The organism is Flavobacterium sp. (assembly GCF_021151785.1).
Classification (GTDB): Bacteria; Bacteroidota; Bacteroidia; order Flavobacteriales; family Flavobacteriaceae; genus Flavobacterium.
This window is the reverse complement of record NZ_JAGKWP010000027.1, coordinates 1-25230: the sequence shown is the minus strand read 5'-3', so window position 1 is coordinate 25230 and position 25230 is coordinate 1. Positions and strand designations below refer to the sequence as shown.

Here is a 25230-nt window from a genome sequence, read left to right as displayed (position 1 = left end):
TTAATACATAAACTCCTGTTGATAAATTACCTAAATTAATTGATTTTTCAACATTGAAACTATTTACATTATAATTGTAAACCTCTCTACCATTCAAATCAAATACTTTGATTCCTAAATCACCAGAATAATTAGATATCGCAATATTTAAATCACCATTTGTAGGATTAGGATAAATTTTAAACAAATCACTATCTTGGAAATAACTAGCAGCTAATATACAATTTGAACCAGTTGCAGGAGTATTCCCTGGGGTAGGCTCTGTGAAATCAGCAACTTGATCTTGAACTCCAGTCACACCCGTTTTAGTTCCTGAAGAAGCATTAATTCCCATACCTCTTCTTGCAAAAGTAGCCCAGATCATACAATAATTTTGCCCATTAGTAGTATTTAAATCTGCTTGAATAATAGCATCTCTACATTGAATCAAAGATGGATTTGCAGGCGTTAATTTCATTGCATCAATTACTAACTTCATAACTTTATTATTACCTCCTGTACCATTGTAAATATTAGGATCATATCCATATCTATCGATGTAATTCCAAGCTAAATCCCACAACATCACGCACCAAATTGAACCAAGACCATGCACATCAATTCTATCAATACCATCTGTGTCTGTAAACCATTGATCATTTGTATCAGCAAATGTATGAGGATTAACGGCCATATCTGTTGAGTATCTGAATTCTCTAATTCCAGGTCCATTAGTTGGTTGATTTTCAACGAAAGTTCCAATCCCTCTTGCTCCTGCTCTAGTATCTCCTGGCTTAATTTGCATCATTAACCATGCCCAATCAGACCATCCTTCACCAGGTTGTTCTGCAGAACCTGACATTCCTGCACCACCACCAACTAAACGTGTTGAAATACCATGTGTATATTCATGAGCAATAACGCCATTATCAAAATCACCATCTGCATATGCATAAGAATCAATAGAAGATAAATTAACATTTACTGTACCATTAGCCATAGCAGATATTAAAGATTCTCCATCAACTTGCGTCATACTAACCGCAGGAATTGTAATTGTAGGGTCGTCTCCCGCCATTGAAATTGTACCAGTAGTGTTATTTACAATTATGGCTGCAATAGCACCAGCCGTTTGAGCCGCCTTTACCTTTAGAGCAAAGGTACAAGTACCTCTTCTTATTACAGCAATTTTACCGTTCAATGCCGCTGCATTTGTTGCTGTTTCACAAGCATCTGATGTATCAGGCGTAGCATCTTCAAATAAAACTAAGGAATTGGTTAAAACTGCTGGAGCAATCGGTAAATGAACGTGACCTTCATTGAATGCATTCTCAATTACTTGATATGAAGTACCACTTAATGCTCCACTAGTTACCGTCAAATTTGAAAACTTCTTCCCTGCATTCCAAACATACATTTGCATTCTTGGTTTAGAACCCTCTGATGGTGTTGAAAAATTAGCATTGTTGTAAGATGGTGTTGAGGCAAATGAAGCATCTTGTGCTTCTGCATTTACTGCATCGTTACCCGTACCACCTCTACCGTAATTAACCGTTTGAAAATTTCTATTTGCTTCATTAAAACCATATTGATACCACAAATCATGCATGATATTATTCATGTAAAATAAATTTGTAATTGCTGCATTAACATAAGTCTTAGGAGATGTACCCGTTCCATTATACGGATAATCAAAAGTTAAACTTGGATAAGTTCCAGAAGAAGCATTAGTATAAGTTGTTGGACTTGCTGGATTTGCATTTGCAAAATCTGAATAAGCAAATACGTTATTTCCTCTTGAATAATTAAATTGTGTTGAAGCATTTCCTCCTCCAATACTTGTATTTGTATTATGCCAACCATTAGGAGAAGCCGCTACGATTAATGGAGCTAAAGCAGTTGTTGACTCAGGGTTTGTAATCAATTGTCTAGAAGAGTGATTTGGACTTTCATAGTTCCATGGAATTACTCTATAATTTGTTGTTCCTGGTGTTAATAACATTTCTGCTTGCTGGTCCTTAAATAACTTAGCCTCAAAATTTTTAGTTTTCAATCCTTCTACACACATTGTGTGATTATGTCTAGGGCCAAAATTACAATTATGTACTAAATCATATTTTTCTATTAATGTACCATTGGTAGCATCGATTTTTACTTTCCAAAGATGCTTGGCGTCTTGAGAATAAAATTCATAACTCCAAGCAAGAACTAAATTACCTTGTTGATTTGGGAAATAAACTAATTCTGCACTCACAGGATCTTCTGACAATACTCCATTAGATAATTTATATTTATTCTTATCAGAAGAAATAATTGTACTAGAAAAAGTATTCTCATTTAATTTTGAAAGGGCACTAGAAAAGCCTTGAACTACATTATAAGTCGCGTTAGTTGTATTTACTTTTGAAGCAATATTAGTAATAAAACCTTCTGGAGTGTTGACAATTTTATCATTTTTTATCCAAAAATAAATATATGAATTATCAATTTTTACACCATTATAAGTTTGCATTACTAGATAATTAGTAAGCCCCATGGTCTCCGAGCTTGTTTCACTCTCAATTATCCACTGATTAATTTCAGAAGATGAAAGATTTAACTTTTCTTTGTTTTCACTAATGTAAGTTTGAATTTTTTCACTCGGGGTTTGAGCAAAACCAATCACACTTAACATGAGGAAAACTTGCAGTAGTCTTTTGTTCATAAGTTAAGATTTAGTTTAGATGCTCAAAATTAATGTTTTATATTTTAAAACAAAATATTTTTTAACTATTTCATAATATTTAACACCTGTTATGCAATATGTGTAAATTATAATTTATTTGCGTTTATAATTTTATAAAGTTCAATTGCTTTGCCATCAGTTAACAGAGAAATAAACTGACATATATTTAAAAGTTGATTATAAACTGTTGATTTTTCAACACGATATTTTTCGGGTAATAAATTCAAAATTAAACGATCAAAATTAGTCTCCTTCTTAACTATTTGATTTACATAAGCTGTTATGAAAGCATCTAGCAATGCATGTATAACTTTATAACCTATAATTTCTTTTTCAATTACTTCTTTTGATCGATAAATTTTATTCACACTAATCTTTATAATATCATCAATTTGCGCTTTGTATTGACTTTTTTCCATTAAAGAAACTTCAAAAGAGCCTTTCATTATAGCTTCTTCATTTTCTAAAAATAAGCGAACAGCATCATTAATTAAACTCCCTATGGCTAATGCTCGAAGATAACTAATTCGATCTTCTTTCGTTTTAAGTTCGTTATACTTTTTAGAATCAATAGATTTTTGCACCAACTTAATTAAGTATTCCAATGCAAATTCTTCTTCTATAAGCCCTAATTTTATTCCATCTTCAAAATCAATAATGGTATAACAAATATCATCAGCTGCTTCAACTAAAAAAGCCAAGGGATGTCTAAAATAGCCCACATCAGGAAGTTCTTTATTTACTTTTAAACCTAATTCATAAGCCACTTCTTGAAAAAAATGTACATCTTGTTGAAAAAAACCATATTTTTTATCACAAATTGCAGTTGTTGGTTTTTTTGGCAAACTCTCTTTTGGATATTTCATAAAAGTTCCTAAAGTAGCGTATGACAAACGTAATGCCCCTTCCACCCCTTCTCTACTTGAAGTCAAAATCGAAAAACCATTAGCATTTCCTTCAAAATCTATTAAATCTTGCCATTCTTTAGCCGACATTTCGTCTTTATATTTCATTCCGTTTCCGGAGGCAAAATACTCCCCTATTGCTTTTTCACCCGAATGTCCAAAAGGAGGATTTCCAATATCGTGAGCTAAACAAGAAGCTGCTACTATGGCTCCAAAATCATTTAATTGATATCCATGTACCTCTTTTAAATGCGGGTATTTTTCTAATATTTGTTTCCCTACTAACCGTCCTATGGAACGACCTACCACCGAAACTTCTAAACTGTGCGTTAATCGAGTATGCACAAAATCGGTTTTGGATAATGGAATAACTTGTGTTTTATCTTGTAAAATTCTAAATTCGGAAGAAAAAATGATTCGGTCATAATCTACTTCAAATCCCAAACGGGTATCATCTTGTTCTTTTCGTAATCGTTTACTGGTGTCGCCTTGTCTTTTTAGAGACAACAATTGTTCCCATTGCATCATTTAATGTTGGAAATTTAAAGTTTGAAACACGAAGTTACTAATTTATTTCTCTTTTTCATACACTCGCTATTTTCAATAGTTACATATTGACCGTAATTCGAGATAATTTAGTAATCCATTTTGGCAAACTGTAAAACATAATCGAGTTACACATTGTTATATTTAGTTAAAAAACTCTCGTTCATTGCTATCAAAACCAATCAAATATCCATTATTTAAAGTCAGCATGAATTGAATTGGTTTCTATTATTAGAACCTAGAATGTACTTAATTGAATTAAGTCAATAAAAAACAGCCTTATAAAAAGGCTGTTTTAAAAAATTGAAAATTTAATATTATTATGATCCGCACATTTCACAATCTTCAGGTCCTGCGTTTTTAGAACGCTCAATCATCGCTCTAAATTCTTCTGCACTCATGGCTTCTGCTTCAACCTGAACTGCTGTTGGTTCTGTTTCTTTCTTTTTAGCTACCGTAAACTGAATAGCATTAGCAGCAGCTTTAGTACGTAAATAATACATACCTGTTTTTAATCCAGATTTCCATGCGTAAAAATGCATTGAATTCAATTTAGCAATGGTAGCACCTTCCATAAATAAGTTTAAAGATTGTGATTGGTCGATGAAATAGCCACGTTGACGTGACATATCAATAATGTCTCTCATACTCATTTCCCAAACGGTTCTATACAACTCTTTAATATCCTGCGGAATGCCTTCAATGTTTTGGATAGAACCATTATTACGCATTATTTCTTGCTTTAAATCTTCGTTCCAAATACCTAATTGGACTAGATCCTGCAACAGATGTTTATTTACCACAATAAATTCACCAGACAATACACGTCTTGTATATAAGTTTGAAGTGTAGGGTTCGAAGGCTTCGTTATTTCCAAGAATTTGAGAGGTAGAAGCGGTAGGCATTGGAGCTAACAACAATGAATTGCGCACCCCATGTTCCATTACTTCTTTTCTTAATGAAGCCCAATCCCATCTTCCTGAAAGCTCTTCATCTTTTAATCCCCACATATTGTATTGGAATTCCCCTTGAGATATAGGCGATCCTTTGAAAGTAGAATACGGACCTTCTTCTTTTGCTAATTCCATTGAAGCTGTTACTGCTGCAAAATAAATGGTTTCAAAGATTTCTTGATTCAATTGTTTGGCTTCATCACTGGTGAATGGCAGTCTTAACATAATGAAAGCATCTGCTAAACCTTGCACTCCTAAGCCAACAGGTCTGTGACGCATATTAGAATTGTAAGCTTCCTCTACTGGATAATAATTTCTATCAATCACACGATTTAAATTACGTGTAATTCGTTTTGTTACTTTATATAAATAGTCATGATTAAACTGTCCGTTTTCTACAAACATTGGCAGTGAAATAGAAGCCAAATTACATACCGCAATTTCATCTTCAGAAGTATATTCTAAAATTTCTGTACATAAATTTGACGAACGAATAGTTCCTAAATTTTTTTGGTTCGATTTTCTATTGGCCGCATCTTTATATAACATGTAAGGCGTTCCCGTTTCAATTTGTGATTCTAATATTTTCTCCCATAATTCACGAGCTTTGATTGTTTTTCTTCCCTTTCCTGCTGCTTCATATGATTGATATAACGTTTCAAATTCATCTCCGTACACATCATATAAACCTGGACATTCATTCGGGCACATTAGCGTCCAATCTCCGTCTGCTTCCACACGTTTCATGAATAAATCAGAAATCCACATAGCATAAAATAAATCACGTGCACGCATTTCTTCTTTACCGTGGTTTTTCTTTAAATCTAAAAAATCAAAAATATCAGCATGCCATGGTTCAACATAAATAGCGAAACTTCCTTTTCGTTTTCCACCACCTTGATCCACATAACGAGCCGTATCATTAAACACCCGCAGCATAGGAACAATTCCATTTGAAGTACCGTTTGTTCCAGCAATATAAGAGCCTGTTGCACGCACATTATGAATTGACAATCCAATTCCACCTGCGGATTGTGAAATCTTAGCCGTTTGTTTTAAAGTATCATAAATACCGTCAATACTATCATCTTTCATAGTCAACAAGAAACATGAAGACATCTGAGGTTTTGGTGTTCCTGCATTAAATAAGGTTGGTGTTGCATGCGTAAAGAATTTTTTAGACATTAATTCATACGTTTCTATTGCAGCTTCAATGTCATTTAAATGAATACCTACGGAAACACGCATTAACATATGTTGAGGACGTTCAACTATTTTACCATTAATTTTTAACAAATAAGAACGTTCTAAGGTTTTAAATCCAAAATAATCGTAATTAAAATCGCGATTATAAATGATAGTAGAATCTAATTTTTCTGCATTAGCCATAATTACCTCATATACATCATCTGCTAATAATGGCGATTTTTTACCTGTCCTTGGGTTTACATAATGGTATAAATCTACCATTGTTTCTGAGAACGATTTTTTTGTGTTTTTATGTAAGTTAGACACCGCAATTCTTGCTGCTAATTGAGCAAAATCAGGATGCGTAACTGTCATAGAGGCCGCTGTTTCAGCCGCTAAATTATCTAATTCTGAAGTAGTTACGCCGTCATATAAACCTTCAATTACACGCATAGCCACTTTAACAGGATCAACACGCTCATTTAGTTCATAGCATAAAATTCTAATTCTATCGGTAATTTTATCAAACGATACTGGTTCTTTGCGTCCATCTCTTTTTACTACGTACATAACTTACTTAATTATAATTGGTTAGTTGTCTTTATTCTTTTTAGATTTTTGATAATACGAGATTAAAAGTCAGCATCAAAGCTGAATTTATCTTCCCCTGAATCGTTATTTACCACTCCAGCTTTTTGATATTCACCAACACGTTTTTCGAAGAAATTAGTTTTACCTTCCAATGAAATCATATCCATAAAATCAAAAGGATTCGTAACGTTGTAAACCTTTTTACATCCTAATTCCACTAATAAACGATCTGTTACAAACTCTAAATACTGAGTCATTAATTTTGCATTCATTCCAATTAAGCTTACTGGTAAACTTTCTGTGATAAACTCTCGTTCAATATCCAATGCGTTAGTAATGATTTCTGTAATTCTATCTTTAGAAACTTTATTAATTAAGTGATTATTATGCAAGTGAACTGCAAAATCACAGTGCATACCTTCATCACGTGAAATCAACTCATTAGAAAACGTCAATCCAGGCATCAAACCTCGCTTTTTCAACCAATAGATGGAACAAAAAGCTCCCGAAAAGAAAATACCTTCCACAGCAGCAAATGCAATTAAACGTTCAGCAAAACTTGGAGAATCAATCCATTTTAATGCCCATTCTGCTTTTTTAGCAATAGCTGGAAAATTTTCAATTGCTTTAAAGAGAATGTTTTTTTCTTTTTCGTCCTTTACATAGGTATCAATCAAAAGAGAATAAGTTTCAGAATGGATATTTTCCATCATCAACTGAAATCCATAGAAAAACTTAGCTTCTGAATATTGCACTTCACTAACAAAATTTTCAGCTAAATTTTCGTTTACAATTCCGTCTGAAGCAGCGAAAAAAGCTAAAATATGCTTAATAAAATAACGCTCATCATCATTCAATTTAGTATTCCAATCTGTAATATCTTGATGTAAGTCAATCTCTTCAGCTGTCCAAAAACACGCTTCTTGTTTTTTATATAAATCCCATATATCATGGTGTTGGATAGGAAAAATCACAAATCGATCTTTGTTTTCAGCTAAAATGGGTTCTACTACAGACATAATCTTTTGATTTTTATATTTTTAGTTGGTTTGTAAATTTTTGAATTTGAATTCTACAAAGTTTGTTAAATCAAATGGAAAATAAAAGTCAAACTTATTCACAATTGGACGAAGTTTTTAACAAAGTTGTTTTTTTAACATTTTTAAAAATAACAAATTCATCTTATTGTATATCAATATTTTACAAATTCAACATTTATAAATAAAAAACGCTCAAGCTATTGAAAAACCAACAGATTTGAGCGTTTTAAAGGACTGATTTTAAGTCGCTATTTTTTCATTTCTTCAGCCACTTTTTCTAATTCTTCATACCATTGTTCACCAAATTTACGAACAAGCGCTTCTTTAACAAATTTATATACTGGAACCTGTAATTCTTTCCCTAAAGAACAAGCATCGGAACAAATATGCCATTTATGGTAATTTACCGCAGCAAAATCAGAGTACTCTTTTACTCGAATAGGATATAAATGACAAGAAACCGGTTTTTTCCAATTTACTATTCCTTCATTATACGCTTGTTCAATACCGCATAATGCCGTTTGACCATCAAAAATTACATAAGCACAATCTTTACCATCGATTAAAGTTGTTTCATACTCGCCATCTGTTCCTATTACAAAAGCGCCTTGTTCTTCTATAGCTTGAATTCCTTCAGGACGCAAAAAAGGTTTTACTTTAGGATAAAGATCAACTAAAATCTGCGTTTCTTCTTTAGTTAGGGGAGCACCCGCATCACCATCTACACAACAAGCTCCTTTACAAGCAGAAAGATTACAAACAAATTCTTTTTCTAAAATTTCTTCAGAAATAATCGTTTTATTTAATTGAAACATACAATTGAAATTAAAATACAAAGGTAGCTTGATTTTTTTGATTAGTAAAAGAATTCAAAATGTTATCATTTCTTTAAGAATAAAAAGTCGGGTAAAATCATATATTTGCAAAAAAATTAAGATTATGTTCGATTGGAAAGAAATTTTCACCATTAGTATGATTTTATTTGCCGTGATTGATATTGTGGGAAGTATTCCTATCATTGTTGATTTACGCAGTAAAATGGGACATATTCAATCTGAAAAAGCAACTATTGTTGCTGCCATTATCATGATTGCCTTTTTATTTGTGGGAGAAGAAATATTAAAGTTAATTGGTATAGATGCAAATTCATTTGCTGTTGCTGGTTCTTTTGTTTTGTTTTTCTTAGCACTAGAGATGATTTTAGGTATTCGCTTATACAAAGAGGACAATCCGTCCACAGCATCGATAGTTCCAATTGCATTCCCTTTGATTGCTGGAGCAGGAACCATGACAACAATTTTATCTTTACGCGCCGCTTATGATAAAGCGAATATTATTATTGCCATTATCATTAATGTAGTTGTGGTATATGGTGTATTGAAATCATCAGGTAAAATTGAACGTTTATTAGGGAATAATGGTTTAGGGGTCATTAGAAAAGTTTTTGGTGTTATTTTATTAGCTATTGCTGTAAAATTATTTGCTGCCAATGTTAAAGGATTATTTATTTAAAAGATATAATTAAAATGAAAATTTTCACTTATGTAGTTATTGTTTTAGCTTTGATAACTATCGGTTTTAATGCCACTCGAATTAATTTCAGCAACCCATTACAAGGCGAAAGTACAGTAGCTCTTATCGGTATTGTAGCTTCTTTTTGTGCTATAATTATTGTTGTATTGTACCAATTGGCAAAAAAAGTTGACGAAAATACAAAGTAATAATGGAGTTTGATGTTTTAATCATTGGCGGTGGTGTATCTGGGATGTCTGCAGCTTTACTTTTTGGTTCTGCACAACACAAGTCTTTTATGTTCAATAAGAAAATAGGCATTATAGTACACCAAAAAACATCTTCTTTACAAACCGCAATTTTTAATAACGCCTACGGAATAACTCCTGGTAAAAAAGGAAATGAATTATTAGAAGAGAGTAAAATTCACCTAGAAAAGTTGTACCCACATATTGATCAAATTGAAAATGAAAAGGTTCTTACCATTTCAGGAGAATCACCTCTTTTTTCGATTTCAACAAACAAAAACATTTATCGTGCTAAAAATATCATAATTGGTATTGGAGCGGGTAACCCTTTTACTATTGAAGGCCTTGATGAGTATATAATACCTCATCAGAAAGCGGCTCCTGAAAAAAACAGATTACAACTTAAAAATCAAGATTATCTAGTAAAACCGGGAATCTATGCAGTAGGAACATTAGCAGGTTTAAGAAGTCAACTAATGATTGCCGCTGGAAGTGGTGCTGCAGTTGCCACTGATATAATGACATTATGGAATGATAATACACCCGTTCAAGTTCACGATGCTTTACCAAAAGAATAATTAATTATTCTTTTCTTTAAACTCTTTTGCTTTCTTTATTAAAAAATCGAGTAAAATCATTTTATTTTCTTGTTCAATAATTGATGTTTTTTCAGGATCAAAATCACAATAAGTTAGAAAATCATTCCATTGAGTTTCTTTTAATTCCAAACTTTGAAGTAAGAAAGCGTCTGTAAAATTCAAGTTTACATACGTTTGAAAAGAAACCCATTCTTTCTTAGCCTCTTTAGGTTTGTCCTTTTTAAAAATTTTTGATAGTAATTTAAAAACTTGCACAAAATCAACTCCATTTTGAATGGAACCATCAGGAATGGCAAACTTTCTTTCCTGATATTGTCTTTCAACTTTAATTATTGGAATAGTAGTTTGTTTTTTCACAACTACTTCTTCAATTAGTTGTTCTTTCTTTACCAATCGTATTGTAAGACACTTACTTTCAAGCAATTCGTCATCAATAATTATGGTTTGGAAATCATATCCGTTTTTAAAAAAAGCCAAATTATTTTCTCTTTCAACTGGAATTTCAAATTCTCCCAAGACATTTGTCAATGAAATATTATTCAATTGTTTATTTATAACTTCGACATTTGAAATAGGAACATCGTCTTGCAGCACTTTCCCTTTCAAAAGAACGGATTGAGAGTTCGACACACTACAGAAAAAAAAGAGAAAGAGAATAATTCTATTGACCACATTAATTAATTTAATTAGGTCAAATGTAATGTGAAACCAAATATGAAAAAGTTAAGAAAAAGCGAATTGATGTCAATTATTTCTTAAATTATATTTCTTTCTCTAAAACTTTTTTAATTATTTTATCCTTTGGCAACGTAATCTTATAATAAGATGTATCATTAAATAATTGTCTTGAAAACTCTGCATATAAATAAGTTAACACTTTTTCTCTCTGATTTACTAAGCTTATTAGCAATCCGTTACTAATCATATATTGTTTGAACTGATTAAAATATTTTGCTTTACCGAATAACTCTTTCTTTAAAGAAGCTTGGTTTAAACCATTAAAAAAAGCTCTATTTTCATCTAATTTTTCAAAGACATAATAATTTAGTAATTCTGACTGCAGCAAGACATTTATACCTTCTTCTGAATGGAAGTCTTCAAGTGGAACGAAAATGTCTGGAATAATACCACCTCCTCCATAAACAATTCGTCCTTTTTTTGTTTTAAACTTTAAACTGTCAGCCACTTTAATACTGTCCGCCTTATACAATTCTCCACTCGTAAAACGTTTTTCAAAGTCATTGAAGTAATTATTACCCTTATCTAAAAATGGCTTTTGAATGCTTCTACCCGAAGGCGTAAAATAACGAGCAACTGTCAATCGAACTGCTGATCCATCATCTAACTTCATTTCTTTTTGGACTAATCCTTTTCCAAAAGAGCGTCTACCATAAATCAACCCTCGGTCGTTATCTTGAATTGCGCCTGCAAATATTTCACTTGCAGAAGCACTACTTTCATCTATCAAAATAGCCACCTTACCCGATTCAAAAACTCCTTTTTCAGTCGCATAAGAATTCTCAATAACACCTCCTTTGTTTTTGGTTTTTACAATTAACTCTCCTTTTTTCAAAAATTCATCCGCCATAGCTACAGCCATTTCTAAATATCCGCCCCCATTACCTCTTAAATCAACAATAACTTCATTCATCCCTTGCTTTTTAAGTTTCACAAGAGCTTGATGAAATTCTTTATACGTAGTTTCTGCAAAACGGTTAACTTTAATATAACCTTTTTTAGCATTTAGCATGGTAGCTACGTCAATACTATTTATAGGGATTAGATCTCGAGTAACAGAGACTGTAAATTTCTTGTTTTCAGCTTTTCTATAAATGACTAAATTTACTTTTGTTCCAACTTCTCCTTTTAGAATTTGAAACAATTTTTCATTTTTGATTTTCTTATTGAATAATTGTTGCTTATTAGCAAATAAGATTCGATCTCCAGACTTTATTCCAGCTCTTTCAGAAGGGCCATTGACCACTGGTTTGATGACCGTTAATGTATCTTTATACATGTAGAAATTCACACCAATACCCACAAAATTCCCTTCCATACTTTCATTAACTTGAGCCAAAGACTCTTTCGGGATATAAACAGAATGAGGATCTAGTTTTTCTAAAATTCCGTTAACAGTCAAATCGACTATAGAATCTGTATTTACTTCATCGACATATTCCTTATTAATTAAATCAAGCAATCTATTGATTTTATTTTTACCTGTGTTAGTTTTGGTGCTGGGCTGATTTATTACATTTATTTTGTATCCCAACAAAACACCTAAAGCAAAAATAGTTGCTATAAAAATGGGAATATAAATAGTATATTTATTGGAATTATTCATCTAAATTTGGAATGTAAGATACCTCAACGCCTGCTTTCTTTAAAAAATCTACACCAGAACAATCCTTGTATTCTTCTAAATATACTACCCTTTTAATTCCTGACTGATGAATTAATTTACTGCAATCTTTACATGGCGATAATGTTATATATAATGTTGCTCCCTCACAAGATTGTGTAGATCGCGCCACTTTTGAAATAGCATTAGCCTCAGCATGAAGCACATACCATTTAGTCAAATTTTGTTCGTCTTCACAACAATTTTCAAAACCACTTGGCGTTCCATTATATCCATCTGAAATAATCATTCTGTCTTTTACAATAATCGCACCGACTTGTTTTCTTTTACAATAAGATAATTTTCCCCATTCACGAGCAATTTTTAAATAGGCTTTATCATACCTAGATTTTTTTTCTGCTTTCATCAACTCTTGATTTAATTTTGATTCCAAATTTCGCTCTCAATAATCATGGGTAATACCACACCAATAATAAAGGCAGATAAAACTAAAGCCCAATCTCTTTTTGAAAAACGAAAAACTGTTTGTGCAAAATAAGCGAGAATTAAGACTACTAAAACAACAATAATTTGTGCAGCTTCTATACCGAGTGCAAATTCTAACAATGGTAATAATTTATCGTTTGCATTTCCTGCCATTACGGCTTTAAAATAATTAGAAAAACCTAAACCATGAATGATTCCAAAAAACAAAGTAATTATAGCTACAAAATTAACGCTTTCTTTTTTGCCATTTTTACCAGCCGTAAACAAGTGAAACAATGCAGTTGTTAAAATGGTTACAGGAATTAAAAACTCTACTACTTCTTCTTTGATATAGACAAATCCAAATACGGATAAAATTAATGCAATAGTATGACCAAAAGTAAATAAACTTACTAATAATAATACTCGTTTCCAATCTTTAAAGACATACGGAACCATTAATGCAATTAAAAACAATACGTGGTCATAAGCATTTATATCAAGCACGTGCTTTAGACCCATGTTAAAGTAAATCAAAAATTCATTCATTGCAATTTCTAATAAAACCCAAACTTACATTTTTTTAAGGAAATAAAAAAGCGGCTTTACACCGCTTTAACTTATTTGTATTTTTCCATAAACGCTTCTGCCGTCTCTACCATATCTTTCATTCCGCAAAAGAATGGTACACGCTGATGTAATTCTGTAGGCTGAATTTCCATAATTCTTCCATAACCATCAGAAGCCTTTCCCCCTGCCTGTTCAGCTAAAAATGCCATTGGATTACATTCATACAATAAACGCAATTTACCTTTTGGTGCTTTTGAACTAGTAGGATAAATATAAATTCCTCCTTTAATCATATTTCTATGAAAATCAGAAACTAAACTTCCAATATAACGAGAAGTATATGGTCTATCTTCTTCTTCTGCTTGACAATATTTAATGTAATCCTTTACCCCTTGTGGAAAATGAATGTAATTCCCCTCATTAACCGAATAGATATTTCCTTTTTCAGGGAAACGCATATTAGGATGTGATAAATAAAACGTTCCTATTGCTGGATTTAACGTAAAACCATTCACACCATGTCCAGTAGTGTATACTAACATCGTTGATGTTCCATAAATAACATAACCCGCAGCTACTTGATTTACCCCTGGTTGTAAAAAATCTTCAATAGTAACAGGTGTTCCTACTGGCGTTACTCTTCTAAATACAGAAAATATAGTTCCTACAGATACATTTACATCAATATTAGAGGATCCATCCAAAGGGTCCATTAAAACAACATATTTGTTATTATGGCTATTGTCGCTACCTGCTACAGTAATAAAATCATCATTTTCCTCAGAAGCAATTCCACAAACAATCTCACGATTAATTAACGTTTGAATGAATACTTCATTGGCATAAACATCTAACTTTTGCTGGTCTTCCCCTTGAATATTTTGATCACCAGCAGCCCCAACAATGTCAACTAATCCAGCTTTATTTACTTTATAGTTAACTACTTTAGCAGCTAAACGAATAGAGTTAATAATTCTTGAAAGCTCTCCAGTAGAATATTGGAAAGCGGTTTGGTTTTCAATGATAAATTCACCTAAGGTTCTGTTTCTTTCTTCCATTACGAAATCGATTGAGTTGTATTGCAGTGCAAACTTACATAATTTTACAAGAAAATTGATATAGTACTATAATTTATTTAAACAATAAACAAGACTAATTTTCAGTTAATTGATTAATCAAACATTTTATTTTTACATGATGACATAATCAAGTAACTTTGTATAAGAATTCATTTTTTAAAACATTACAAATGCTACATATTAGAGAAGGTGTCGCTGAAGACATGCCTTCAGTATTAGAGTTAATAAAGGAACTAGCCCTTTTTGAAAAAGAGCCTGAAGCAGTAGTCCTTACAACAGAAGATTTAGTAAGAGATGGCTTTGGAATTCAACCTTTGTTTCATACTTTTATTGCTGTAGAAAATGAAGAAATTATCGGGATGGCTTTGTATTATTACCGATACTCTACTTGGAAAGGGAAAACTATTCATTTAGAAGATCTCATTATAAAAGAAAATAAACGTGGAACAGGAGCAGGTTTTGCTTTATATAAAGAAATTATTATTCAAGGAAAACGCGATGGTGTGAAAAGAATAGAATGGAATGTTTTAAATTGGAACACGAATGCTATAGAATTTTACGAAAAAAGTGGCGCAAAAGTTTTAGAAGATTGGCGTGTAGTTCACATGGATGAATCAGGAATTACTCATTTCATTGCGCACTTATAACCTTTAAATCAACACAAGATGAAAATATTCAAATTCGGAGGGGCCTCTGTTAAGGATGCCGCTGGCGTGAAAAATGTAAAACAGGTATTAGAAACGGTGGGTTTTGAAAATGTATTGGTCGTGATTTCTGCTATGGGAAAAACAACAAATGCCCTTGAAGTGGTCATCAAAAACTATTTCGACAAGTCAAAGGAGTTAACTTCATCTGTACAAGATGTCAAAAAATACCATATTGAAATATTATTAGACTTATTTGTCGACGAAAAAAACCCAAATTTCACAAGTGCTTATGAAGCTGTTAGCCAACATTTTGAAGATTTAGAGTACTTTTTAAAAAATAATAAATCTCCTAATTATAATTTTGTTTACGACCAAATTGTAAGTTTTGGAGAACTTATCTCAACTACTATTGCCAGTCACTATTTCAATCATGAAAACCTTATTAATCAATGGTTAGATGTTAGAAATTATATTAAAACAGATAATACTTATCGTGATGCAAATGTGGATTGGGAAAGCACTCAAAAAAACATTAGTAAATTAAACAAGAAAAAAGCATTGTACATAACACAAGGTTTTTTAGGTGCTGATGACAATCATTTCACAACAACTTTAGGACGTGAAGGTTCTGATTACACCGCTGCAATTTTTGCTTATTGTTTAGGTGCTGAAAATGTTACTATTTGGAAAGATGTACTTGGGGTTTTAAATGCCGATCCCCGTTATTTTGAAAACGCTGTTTTACTGAATCAAATTTCCTATAGAGAGGCTATTGAACTAGCTTTTTATGGAGCAAGTGTCATTCACCCTAAAACCTTACAACCACTCCAAAAGAAAGAAATTCCATTATTTGTAAAATCTTTTGTTAACCCAACTCTACCTGGAACAAAAGTAAGTAAGGGTACTGATTTAGAACCAAGAACATCTTGCTTCATTGTAAAGAAAAACCAAATTTTGATTTCACTTTCATCCATAGATTTTTCATTTATAATGGAAGAAAATATTAGTGAAATTTTTCATTTATTCCATCAATATAAAATTAAAGTAAGTTTAATTCAAAACACAGCAATCAGTTTTTCTGTTTGTGTCGAGGATAAATTCGATAAATTCAGTGAACTAAAAGCAGTACTTTCCAAAAAATTCAAAGTAGCTTACAACGAAAATGTTTCCTTATACACCATCCGACATTTTGACCAAGCTGCGGCTGAAATGGTTGAATTAAATAAAAAAGTGTTAGTGAAACAAATTAGTAGAGAAACCCTTCAGATTATCACCGAATAATACAAATAAAAGCTTATGTGACAGAAACTTAACACATAAGCTTTTTTTCTTTCAAAGATTTAAACTTTTCCTACTACTAGCTTAACATACTAACTTTTTCTTTGCAAGAAACATTTCACATGGCAAGAAAAGTTGATATTGTAGTTATTTCCGATGTGCATTTAGGCACATATGGATGTCAAGCAAAAGAATTGCTACACTATTTAAAATCAGTTCAACCCAAGCAACTTATTATTAATGGGGATTTTATTGATATTTGGCAATTCAAAAAAAGCTATTTTCCTAAAAGCCATTTAAAAATTATAAAAAAAATTATTGATTTTTCTAATAAAGGAACCGAAGTCACTTATATCATTGGTAATCACGATGAGTTTCTTAGAAGATTTTCCAATGCATCATTCGGTAACATTGCATTAGTCAACAAAAAGATCTTGGAATTAGGCAATAAAAAAGCTTGGTTTTTTCATGGCGACGTATTTGATGCCTCCGTTCAGCACTCCAAATGGATTGCTAAATTAGGGGGTTGGGGTTATGATTTATTGATTAGACTCAATGTGTTAAGCAATTGGATATTGGTGCAGCTAGGTAAAGAAAAATATTCTTTTTCAAAGAAAATTAAAAATAATGTAAAAAAAGCGGTCCGATTTATAGGCGATTTCGAAAAAACAGCTTCTGAGCTAGCCATAGAAAACAACTTTGATTATGTTATTTGCGGACACATCCATCAACCTCAAATTAGAGAAATTGAAACCAAAAATGGCCGATGTACTTATTTAAATAGCGGCGATTGGATTGAAAACTTAACTGCCTTAGAATATCATAATTCTGAATGGACTCTCTTTACTTACGACAAGAAAATGTTTGAAGAAAATAAGGACTTTGAATTAGACCCATATGAACAACAAACTATAGAAATGCTAATCAAAGACGTAATTAATTTTTAATTTATATCCGATGAAAATATTATATGCTTTTCAAAAAACAGGCAACGGGCATATCGCTAGAGCACAAGAAATCATTCCTATTCTTCAAAAAATAGGAACTGTAGATTTATTAACTAGTGGAAATCAATCCCAATTAGATATTCCATTCAAAATCAACTACAATTTTAATGGCATTTCATTGGTTTACAATAAAAAAGGGAAAGTATCTTACTTAAAAACACTACTACAAAACAATTATTGGAAATTTTTTAAAAATGTTTTTCAACTACATGTTAACTCTTATGATCTTATTATCAATGATTTTGAACCTGTGAGTGCATGGGCTTCAAAATTAAAAGGAGGCAATTGTATTTCACTATCTCATCAAGCGTCTTTATTATTTGAAAATACTCCTAAGCCTAAAAAAACAGATTTACTTTCACATTTAATATTAAAACTTTATGCGCCATGCAAAATAAAATATGGTTTTCACTTTAAAAGTTACCATCCAAATCTTTTTCCACCAGTTATAAGAGAAAAAATTAAACGATTAAAACCCCAATCATCCGAAGGAAATTTTGTAGTCTACTTACCTGCTTTTTCAGATGAGAAAATAATAAAAACACTTAGTAGAATACCTGTAAATTGGCACATTTTTTCTAGATATACTTCAACAGAATTTTATGTAAATAACTGTAGTTTATACCCCATTAATGAAGATGACTTTTTATTTAAATTAAATCATTGTGAAGGAGTTTTATGCCATGCTGGTTTTGAACTTCCAGCCGAAACTTTGTATTTAAACAAGAAATTGCTAGTCATTCCAATCAAAAAACAACTCGAACAAGAATACAATGCTGTTGCTTTAAAAAAGTTAGGCGTTCTAACTTTAGAAAAATTAGACACTAATCTCATAGATTTATGGACAAGAAGTCAAATTTTAATTGATTTAGAAGTAGCTAAAGATTTAGAAGATATTCTAAAAGACTTAATTGAAAAACACAGCATTTCAATTACCTCAATGGGAAACTATCAGTTAGCATAAAGAAGTCTCCATTAAATCGAGACTTCTTTATTTAACTTTTTATTTGTTCGTAAAATAGCTTGCTCATTTTTATAATCAATCCACGCTTGACCTTTTCTCTTTCGCATAAAATTGTCGTAATGTCGCATAAAAAAAACATTATAAATAGCTTTCAATAAATTTAACGGTTTTCTCGGAAAGGCTCTCAAACTCATTGAAAAACCTGGAGTTACATATTTCATATAATGCCAATATCCTTCGGGCATATATAACATTTCACCATGTTTTAAATTGCAGACCAAACCCTTAACTTGCTTTAAAGCAGGCCATTGTTCAAAATCAGGATTATCAAAGTCAATATCTTCTCTTGCTATTAGTGAATAAGGAACTTTGTACATATATGGCGTGGCATTTGGTGTAAAAAGCATACATCTTTTTTCTCCATGAAAATGAAAATGTAAAATATTGGAGTAATCAATATCGAAATGCATAAATACTTTGGAATTCTCGCCCCCAAAAAACAACATAGGCAATTGTTTTACCAAACGCAAACCTATATCAGGCCATTTAAAATCTCTTGCTAATGAAGGTACTTCTTTCATTAGATTATACAAAAAAATTCGATAATTTGTAGGTTTCGATTGAAGTAAATCAATATAATCGCTCATTTTCATTTTAGCATGAGCTTCATTAAATCCATCTTCATGAGACACTGGTCGATCATCATAAAGTGGTACTATTTTTTCACCCGCTACTTCTTTAATATAATTTAGACGCCATTTTTCATAGGCTGGCCAATCTACGGTCAACTGCTCAATTACAACTGGTTTTTGTTTCTTAACATATTTATTGTAAAAATCTTCTTTGCTAATAGTTTTTACACGCTCAATCTCTTCTAAAAATATTCCCATAAAAAAAGCTCTAACAAAAGTTAGAGCAAATTTATAAAATTGTTAAGACAAAAATCTTAAAAAAGTGTTATTTACCTTTAATAGAAGCTTCTAAATTTCTTTCAATAGCATGTCCTGGTCTTGACCATTTTGGCTTTTCTCCTAAAGATTGAAACTTAGAATCTTCTGCTTCAACCGTTTTAGGCTGCATCAATTTAATGAATGGTTTTTGAGGCTGTAAACCAAGCATTTCAAACATTTTCATGTCTTCATTTACATCTGGATTAGGAGTAGTCAAAAGTTTATCTCCTGCAAAAATAGAGTTAGCACCTGCAAAAAAGCACATAGCTTGCCCTTCTCTACTCATTTCTGTTCTACCTGCTGAAAGGCGTACTTGTGTTTCTGGCATTACAATTCTTGTTGTTGCAACCATTCTTATCATTTCCCAAATTTCAACTGGCTTTTGATCTTCTAAGGGTGTTCCTTCTACCGCCACTAAAGCATTTATTGGCACTGATTCTGGTTGAGGATTCAATGTTGCTAAAGCAACTAACATTCCTGCACGATCTTCCACACTCTCACCCATTCCAATAATTCCTCCACTACAAACTGTTACATTAGTTTTTCTAACATTTTCAATAGTTTGTAAACGATCTTCGAAACCTCTTGTAGAGATTACTTCTTTATAATAATCTTCTGAAGAATCTAAATTATGATTATAAGCATAAAGTCCTGCCTCAGCTAAACGTTGTGCTTGATTTTCTGTAAGCATTCCTAATGTACAACAAACCTCCATGTCTAACTTATTGATTGTACGAACCATTTCTAATACTTGATCAAACTCTGGTCCATCTTTAACATTTCTCCAAGCAGCACCCATACAAACTCTAGAAGAGCCCGATGATTTTGCTCGTAAAGCTTGAGCTTTTACTTGTTGCACGCTCATTAAATCATTACCTTCAATGTTTGTGCTATATCTAGCAGCTTGTGGGCAATAACCACAATCTTCTGGGCATCCGCCTGTTTTGATTGATAATAGTGTTGAAACTTGAACTACATTGGGGTCGTGATATTGTCTATGAATCGTTGCTGCATCATATAATAAATCCATTAATGGCTTATTGTAGATAGCAATAATTTCTTCTTTGGTCCAATTATGTCTTGTTATACTCATGGTTTTGTTTATTTGAGGTTTCAAAAATACTTAAAAAAAATGGTAAAAATGCAACTAATTCAACTCTTGCATTAAAATCCATTCATTGTGAAAAAAGTAATCAAACTTTGCTTCTGCCATATTTACTTTTTGATCAATTAATCGATAATAAGGTCTCCGATTAACAGAAACAAAACTTTCGACATAAATTTCAGTTGGAAATATATATTGTTTTTTTATTTTTTGACAATATTGCCAAATCATATCTGGTGAATGAGATACAATATTGATTTGCTTAGCGTTTAAATCTGCTAATATATTATGATAGAAACTTTCTTTAGTTTGTTTATTCAACACTTTTATTTTAAGCTTACCTTTTCTTTCACTTAACATCATTCTCCAAGACAATCGATGTCCTTCTTCGGTAAATAAGACATTTCCTTTGATAAAAAAATGCCTTATTGGTAACAAAAGTTGAAGCATGAAAAATGGAATAAAAATCCATTTATATACATTTATAAAATTATTTGTCAATGTCATTTCTCGAACTTCATTGGTCTTAAACAATGAGTAATTCATGTTTTGATAATCTAGAAAAAGAACAATGAAGCTTAATGCAAAAAAAGGAAAGATTCCTATTTTTAAAAATAATGCATTAGACAAATGAAAAAATAAAGAAGCTAAAATAGCACAGATTCTAGTTCGCTTCCAAAGCAAAGCTGGAATAATAAACAAATCATAAAACAACCCCAAATACGAATAAGCAAGACCAAACCATTTTTGTTTTATCAATTCAAGCCAAAAAGAACTTGCATTGTAACCACTTAGTAAAATACTAGCAAATGTACCGTTTAACCAATCTGGATATATTTTTGCTAATGAAGCATAAAAATACAAAATACTAACCTGAAATATCAATAAAAAAGGCATCCATCTTGGAACTTGTGTAGCGCTTATTTTTGGAAAAAAACGTACATCTAAACTCCATCTTCTATTAGCAGGTAAGAAACACATAATAAAGGCTATTAAAACCACAAAATAGTAATGATTATTATAAAATTCCTTTTGGGCAAAATAGACTAAAGTCCAAAGAATAGTGAAGCCAATAATGACCCATCTATAAAAGAAACCCAAGGCAATTAACAACCCTAGAACTCCCATAGCTACAAAATAATAATACATTTTTGTTCCATGGAGTAGTTCTAAAAAATCAAAACCGATAAAATGAAAAGTAAATTTAGTTTGAATAAAAACGGTATTAACCCACCCCAACAAAAGAGCCCCGAAAGACTCAAACATGATTAAAACTCCAAATAAAATTCTAAAAAGTATAAGTCCTGAATTATCAACAGAAGTATTTAGCCATTTTCGCATAGTAATTTTATCTAGTCACGAAAAAGATTTATCGTTGTTTTTTTGTCACGCTCTAGCTGTTCTTTTAACTGTTGAAAGGACTCAAATTTTTGTTCTTCTCTAATTTTTTTAACAAATTTTATGATCAACTTTTCACCATATATGTTCTTATTAAAATCAAAAACATGAACTTCAATAGTTTTATTTACCCCATTAATTGTAGGTCGCATACCGATATTCATCATTCCGAAATATTTTTGATTTTCATAATATATTTCGACAGCATAAACACCTATTTTGGGTATCAATTTATAATCTTCATTAATCGCTAAATTAGCTGTTGGAAAATTAATAGTTCTTCCCAATTGATTCCCTTTTTCAACCGTTCCTTGAATTGTGTATTGGTATCCTAAAAACTCATTTGCTAGGGCAACATTTCCTTCAAACAAAGCATTTCTAATTTTAGTTGAACTTACAGAAACTTCATCTACTACTTGAGCAGAAATCTCTTCAACTTCAAATCCAAATTGTTTACCAAAATCAATTAAATCATGAAAATTCGCTGCTCTATTCTTACCAAACTTATGATCATGACCTATAATTATTTTACTTACATTAAATTGTTTAACCAGGACCTGTTCCACAAATTCTAAAGGAGATAAATTAGCAAATTCAACATCAAAAGGATGCATCACAAAATGATCTATTTCATTTTTCTCTAATAATGCTGTTCGCTCATGTATAGTATTCAAAAGTTTAATTTCGTCTTGATTTGAAACTATTTTTCTTGGATGAGGGAAAAAAGTTAGCACTAAAGATTCCAAGTTTTCTTTTTGAGAAATAGCAACAAGTCTTTTTAATATGGCTTGATGTCCTTTGTGAACCCCATCAAAAGTTCCAAGTGTAACGACCGTTTTGTTAGTTAATGATACTTCTTTAATATTATGATAAACTTTCAAAATCTTATTTTTATGCAAAAATAAAAAGGATTGAACAATGTTCAATCCTTTTTTTAATTTATTATTAATTTCTAATCTATTCTTTGATAAATTTCAATGTTTTTGATGCACCACCAATATTTAAATTTAAGAAATAAACTCCGTTAGCAAAATTCGATACATTTACATTCAAATCAGCATCAGATACAACAGCTTTGGTCATAACTTTTTGACCAATGCTATTAAATATTTCCATTTTACCTGTTTTTTCAAGTCCAGCAGGAATATTAATTGTAAAAAACTCTCTTGATGGATTTGGATAAAGAACAACATCCTCAAGTATATTAAAACTTTCATTAACTAACGATGCATTATTTGTAAAATAATGTACAGCAGATGAACTTGTAAAAGTGGTATTATTCACTACAGTAATAGCTCCAGAATTTGTTTTAACTGTATAACTTCCCGAACCAAAACCTCCATTAATACCGTCTCCATAAGAATCATTTACTGTTAGATAATAACATCCATTAGTTGGTAATGTCCAAGTTTGATTGTTAACTAATGTTTGTGTACCATTACTAGTCAAATTAGTATAAGGACCACCAGAATACAATGTTGTTCCAGCTGCATTTTTCAATGACCATGTTGTTTCAGTTCCATATCTATCACCTATCAATGTAAAAGTGAAAGTCGTATAGTTATAATAAGGAACAGTAGGAGCTGTACCACCTCCTGTAAATGACATCACAGAAGTATTATTCGAAGCTCTTTGATCGGTTCCATTTGCAGCAGTAACTGTAACCGTCAACATTCCATCAGCAGCTGTGTTAGGTAATGAAATCAAGGCATACTTGTTTGTTGCCAACGAACCTGTCCAATTATAAGTATAATTTGTGCCTCCATCTATATTGTAAGTCAAAGTTGCTGAAGTTAAATTTGCAGTACCTCTATTATATAGTGAAACTTGCTTAAGAGGAACACCTGGATTAGGATTTGAACATGTTGCAATTGAAGCACCTAAACATAAATTTTCAATTTTTACTTCTGCATCATTTGCAAATAAAGGTATAGCAACATCTTTATTTGATGTCTTCAAAGTTGCTCTTCTAGGTGAATTATTTAAAACCGTAGTAATTCTAGTTTTCTGATCATTAGTAAATATGTTCATACATGTATCATCTGTATAATCCATATAATTTTGTATCATATCAACTCCAGGATTTGATGGACAAGAATCCGTTCCTGTAACACAACCAAAATTAGCTGCACTTGCTGCGGGTGTATCTGCACAAAAATCTTTATTAGTTGATGTATTTGTAGTAGGACAAGTAGCATTATCTCCCCAAATATGTCTTAATCCCAAGAAATGTCCAACCTCATGAGTCATAGTTCTTCCCTTGTCATAGGGGGCAGCAAAATCTCCAGTTGCTAAACTAGAACTTCCAAAATAACGATAACCAGCAACTACTCCATCGGTACTTGCACTTTGAGCAGTTGTAGATAATCCTGCCAAAGAAGACTCTGGAAATTGTGCATAACCAAGTAGTGTAGAGTCAGAAAAATTAACAGACCACATGTTCATGTATTGAGTAGGATCCCAAATTGTAGTTGGTTTAACAATGCCATCAATATCAGTGTCTGACCAAGAAGCTTGACAAAGGTTCACACGATCAATTCCATTAGTTGGATTTCCATTTGGATCCACTTTTGCTAAAACAAACTCAACCTGTACATCGGCACCTACCGCATTTGTATTGTATCCTGGCGTGCCTAACATTTTTCTGTAATCCTGAGTCATGACAGTTATTTGTGATTGAACTTGCTCATCAGTAATATTTTCATTTACTCCATAAGCATCTCCGTTATGAATAACATGAACTACAACTGGAATATAAATAATACCGCCTGTCTGAGACATAGACTGTTGTTGCTGAATTCTATTAGCCATCCATGCTTCAAACTGTTCTAAAGTTTCCATTTTTGGATTTTTCAATCTCAAATAGTCATTATATTCATCAGTAGCACATCTTATGTGCCCAGAAGGAGAAATTTTGTCAGCAGCTATTGTTTTACCAAAAACAACTCTGCCTTCTTTTTTATTTTGACCTAATACCAAGGAAAACACTAATAAAAAGGTTAATAGAGTAATTTTTTTCATTAATTTATGAGTTTTTAAGTGATTAATAAACAAATATAGAAAAAAAAATGATTTTAAATAAAAAATTACTACCCAAACATCATGCAACAATTTAACTG

22 protein-coding genes are annotated in these 25230 nt (G+C 31.7%); 7 read left to right on the top strand and 15 right to left on the bottom strand.

The features are described 5' to 3' along the window. From QZ824_RS04615 to QZ824_RS04595, 5 genes are all read right to left on the bottom strand, one after another. Nucleotides 1–2683, bottom strand: a 2683-nt coding sequence (locus QZ824_RS04615; protein ID WP_291274846.1) for a T9SS-dependent M36 family metallopeptidase, incomplete at its 3' end; no start/stop codon positions are given. A 107-nt stretch (nucleotides 2684–2790) separates the two neighbouring features. Next, nucleotides 2791–4134, bottom strand: coding sequence for a deoxyguanosinetriphosphate triphosphohydrolase (locus tag QZ824_RS04610; protein WP_291274847.1), 1344 nt, complete (start codon nucleotides 4132–4134; stop codon nucleotides 2791–2793). Between the two features lie 341 nt (nucleotides 4135–4475). Then, entirely contained in the window at nucleotides 4476–6866 is a 2391-nt protein-coding gene (locus tag QZ824_RS04605; protein ID WP_291274845.1) for a ribonucleoside-diphosphate reductase subunit alpha, read from the bottom strand. Nucleotides 6867–6928: 62 nt separating this feature from the next. After that, nucleotides 6929–7906 (bottom strand): ribonucleotide-diphosphate reductase subunit beta, encoded by a 978-nt coding sequence (locus QZ824_RS04600; protein ID WP_291274844.1) that lies wholly within the window; start codon nucleotides 7904–7906, stop codon nucleotides 6929–6931. Between the two features lie 269 nt (nucleotides 7907–8175). Next, nucleotides 8176–8742, bottom strand: coding sequence for a DUF3109 family protein (locus tag QZ824_RS04595; protein ID WP_291274843.1), 567 nt, complete (start codon nucleotides 8740–8742; stop codon nucleotides 8176–8178). A 124-nt stretch (nucleotides 8743–8866) separates the two neighbouring features. Here QZ824_RS04595 and QZ824_RS04590 point away from each other — a divergent pair, with 124 nt between their 5' ends. From QZ824_RS04590 to QZ824_RS04580, 3 genes are read left to right on the top strand one after another with little or no spacing between them, the layout of a single operon-like run. After that, a complete protein-coding gene (locus QZ824_RS04590) occupies nucleotides 8867–9439 on the top strand; it encodes a MarC family protein (protein WP_291274842.1) in 573 nt (190 codons plus the stop codon). A 14-nt stretch (nucleotides 9440–9453) separates the two neighbouring features. Continuing rightward, nucleotides 9454–9648 carry a hypothetical protein gene (locus QZ824_RS04585; protein ID WP_291274841.1) on the top strand — a complete coding sequence of 65 codons (195 nt, stop codon included), beginning with the start codon at nucleotides 9454–9456 and terminating at the stop codon, nucleotides 9646–9648. 2 nt (nucleotides 9649–9650) lie between these two features. Continuing rightward, nucleotides 9651–10265: an FAD-dependent oxidoreductase gene (locus QZ824_RS04580; protein ID WP_291274840.1), complete on the top strand. Its 615-nt coding sequence runs from the start codon at nucleotides 9651–9653 to the stop codon at nucleotides 10263–10265. Here QZ824_RS04580 and QZ824_RS04575 read toward each other — a convergent pair whose 3' ends face one another. The 5 genes from QZ824_RS04575 to fbp form a co-directional block, all read right to left on the bottom strand. Continuing rightward, a complete protein-coding gene (locus QZ824_RS04575) occupies nucleotides 10266–10892 on the bottom strand; it encodes a hypothetical protein (RefSeq protein WP_291274839.1) in 627 nt (208 codons plus the stop codon). Between the two features lie 154 nt (nucleotides 10893–11046). Further along, nucleotides 11047–12630 carry a S41 family peptidase gene (locus QZ824_RS04570; protein ID WP_291274838.1) on the bottom strand — a complete coding sequence of 528 codons (1584 nt, stop codon included), beginning with the start codon at nucleotides 12628–12630 and terminating at the stop codon, nucleotides 11047–11049. Then, nucleotides 12623–13054 carry a dCMP deaminase family protein gene (locus QZ824_RS04565; protein WP_291274837.1) on the bottom strand — a complete coding sequence of 144 codons (432 nt, stop codon included), beginning with the start codon at nucleotides 13052–13054 and terminating at the stop codon, nucleotides 12623–12625. Before QZ824_RS04565 ends, QZ824_RS04570 begins: the two co-directional genes overlap by 8 nt. Before the next feature lie 11 nt (nucleotides 13055–13065). Further along, entirely contained in the window at nucleotides 13066–13662 is a 597-nt protein-coding gene (locus QZ824_RS04560) for a HupE/UreJ family protein (RefSeq protein ID WP_291274836.1), read from the bottom strand. Between the two features lie 71 nt (nucleotides 13663–13733). Beyond that, entirely contained in the window at nucleotides 13734–14741 is a 1008-nt protein-coding gene (gene fbp, locus QZ824_RS04555) for a class 1 fructose-bisphosphatase (protein WP_291274835.1), read from the bottom strand. Between the two features lie 191 nt (nucleotides 14742–14932). Between fbp and QZ824_RS04550 the strand changes: the two genes are divergently transcribed. The 4 genes from QZ824_RS04550 to QZ824_RS04535 all read left to right on the top strand — a co-directional run bounded on the left by QZ824_RS04550 (nucleotide 14933) and on the right by QZ824_RS04535 (nucleotide 18658). After that, the gene (locus QZ824_RS04550; RefSeq protein ID WP_291274834.1) at nucleotides 14933–15409 is read left to right on the top strand and encodes a GNAT family N-acetyltransferase; all 477 of its coding nucleotides are present in this window, start codon (nucleotides 14933–14935) and stop codon (nucleotides 15407–15409) included. Between the two features lie 18 nt (nucleotides 15410–15427). After that, entirely contained in the window at nucleotides 15428–16690 is a 1263-nt protein-coding gene (locus QZ824_RS04545; RefSeq protein WP_291274833.1) for an aspartate kinase, read from the top strand. A gap of 119 nt (nucleotides 16691–16809) precedes the next feature. After that, the gene (locus QZ824_RS04540; protein WP_291274832.1) at nucleotides 16810–17634 is read left to right on the top strand and encodes a UDP-2,3-diacylglucosamine diphosphatase; all 825 of its coding nucleotides are present in this window, start codon (nucleotides 16810–16812) and stop codon (nucleotides 17632–17634) included. A gap of 10 nt (nucleotides 17635–17644) precedes the next feature. Next, nucleotides 17645–18658: a glycosyltransferase family protein gene (locus QZ824_RS04535; protein ID WP_291274831.1), complete on the top strand. Its 1014-nt coding sequence runs from the start codon at nucleotides 17645–17647 to the stop codon at nucleotides 18656–18658. Nucleotides 18659–18669: 11 nt separating this feature from the next. Here the strand turns inward: QZ824_RS04535 and QZ824_RS04530 are convergent, their stop codons facing one another. The 5 genes from QZ824_RS04530 to QZ824_RS04510 form a co-directional block, all read right to left on the bottom strand. After that, entirely contained in the window at nucleotides 18670–19548 is an 879-nt protein-coding gene (locus tag QZ824_RS04530; RefSeq protein ID WP_291274830.1) for a cupin-like domain-containing protein, read from the bottom strand. A 67-nt stretch (nucleotides 19549–19615) separates the two neighbouring features. Next, the gene (bioB, locus tag QZ824_RS04525; RefSeq protein WP_291274829.1) at nucleotides 19616–20701 is read right to left on the bottom strand and encodes a biotin synthase BioB; all 1086 of its coding nucleotides are present in this window, start codon (nucleotides 20699–20701) and stop codon (nucleotides 19616–19618) included. A gap of 54 nt (nucleotides 20702–20755) precedes the next feature. Next, nucleotides 20756–22054, bottom strand: a complete 1299-nt coding sequence (locus QZ824_RS04520; protein WP_291274828.1) for an HTTM domain-containing protein — start codon at nucleotides 22052–22054, stop codon at nucleotides 20756–20758. An 11-nt stretch (nucleotides 22055–22065) separates the two neighbouring features. After that, nucleotides 22066–22992, bottom strand: coding sequence for a bifunctional riboflavin kinase/FAD synthetase (locus tag QZ824_RS04515; protein WP_291274827.1), 927 nt, complete (start codon nucleotides 22990–22992; stop codon nucleotides 22066–22068). A gap of 76 nt (nucleotides 22993–23068) precedes the next feature. After that, the gene (locus QZ824_RS04510; protein ID WP_291274826.1) at nucleotides 23069–25132 is read right to left on the bottom strand and encodes a M43 family zinc metalloprotease; all 2064 of its coding nucleotides are present in this window, start codon (nucleotides 25130–25132) and stop codon (nucleotides 23069–23071) included. Between the last annotated feature and the right edge of the window lie 98 nt (nucleotides 25133–25230).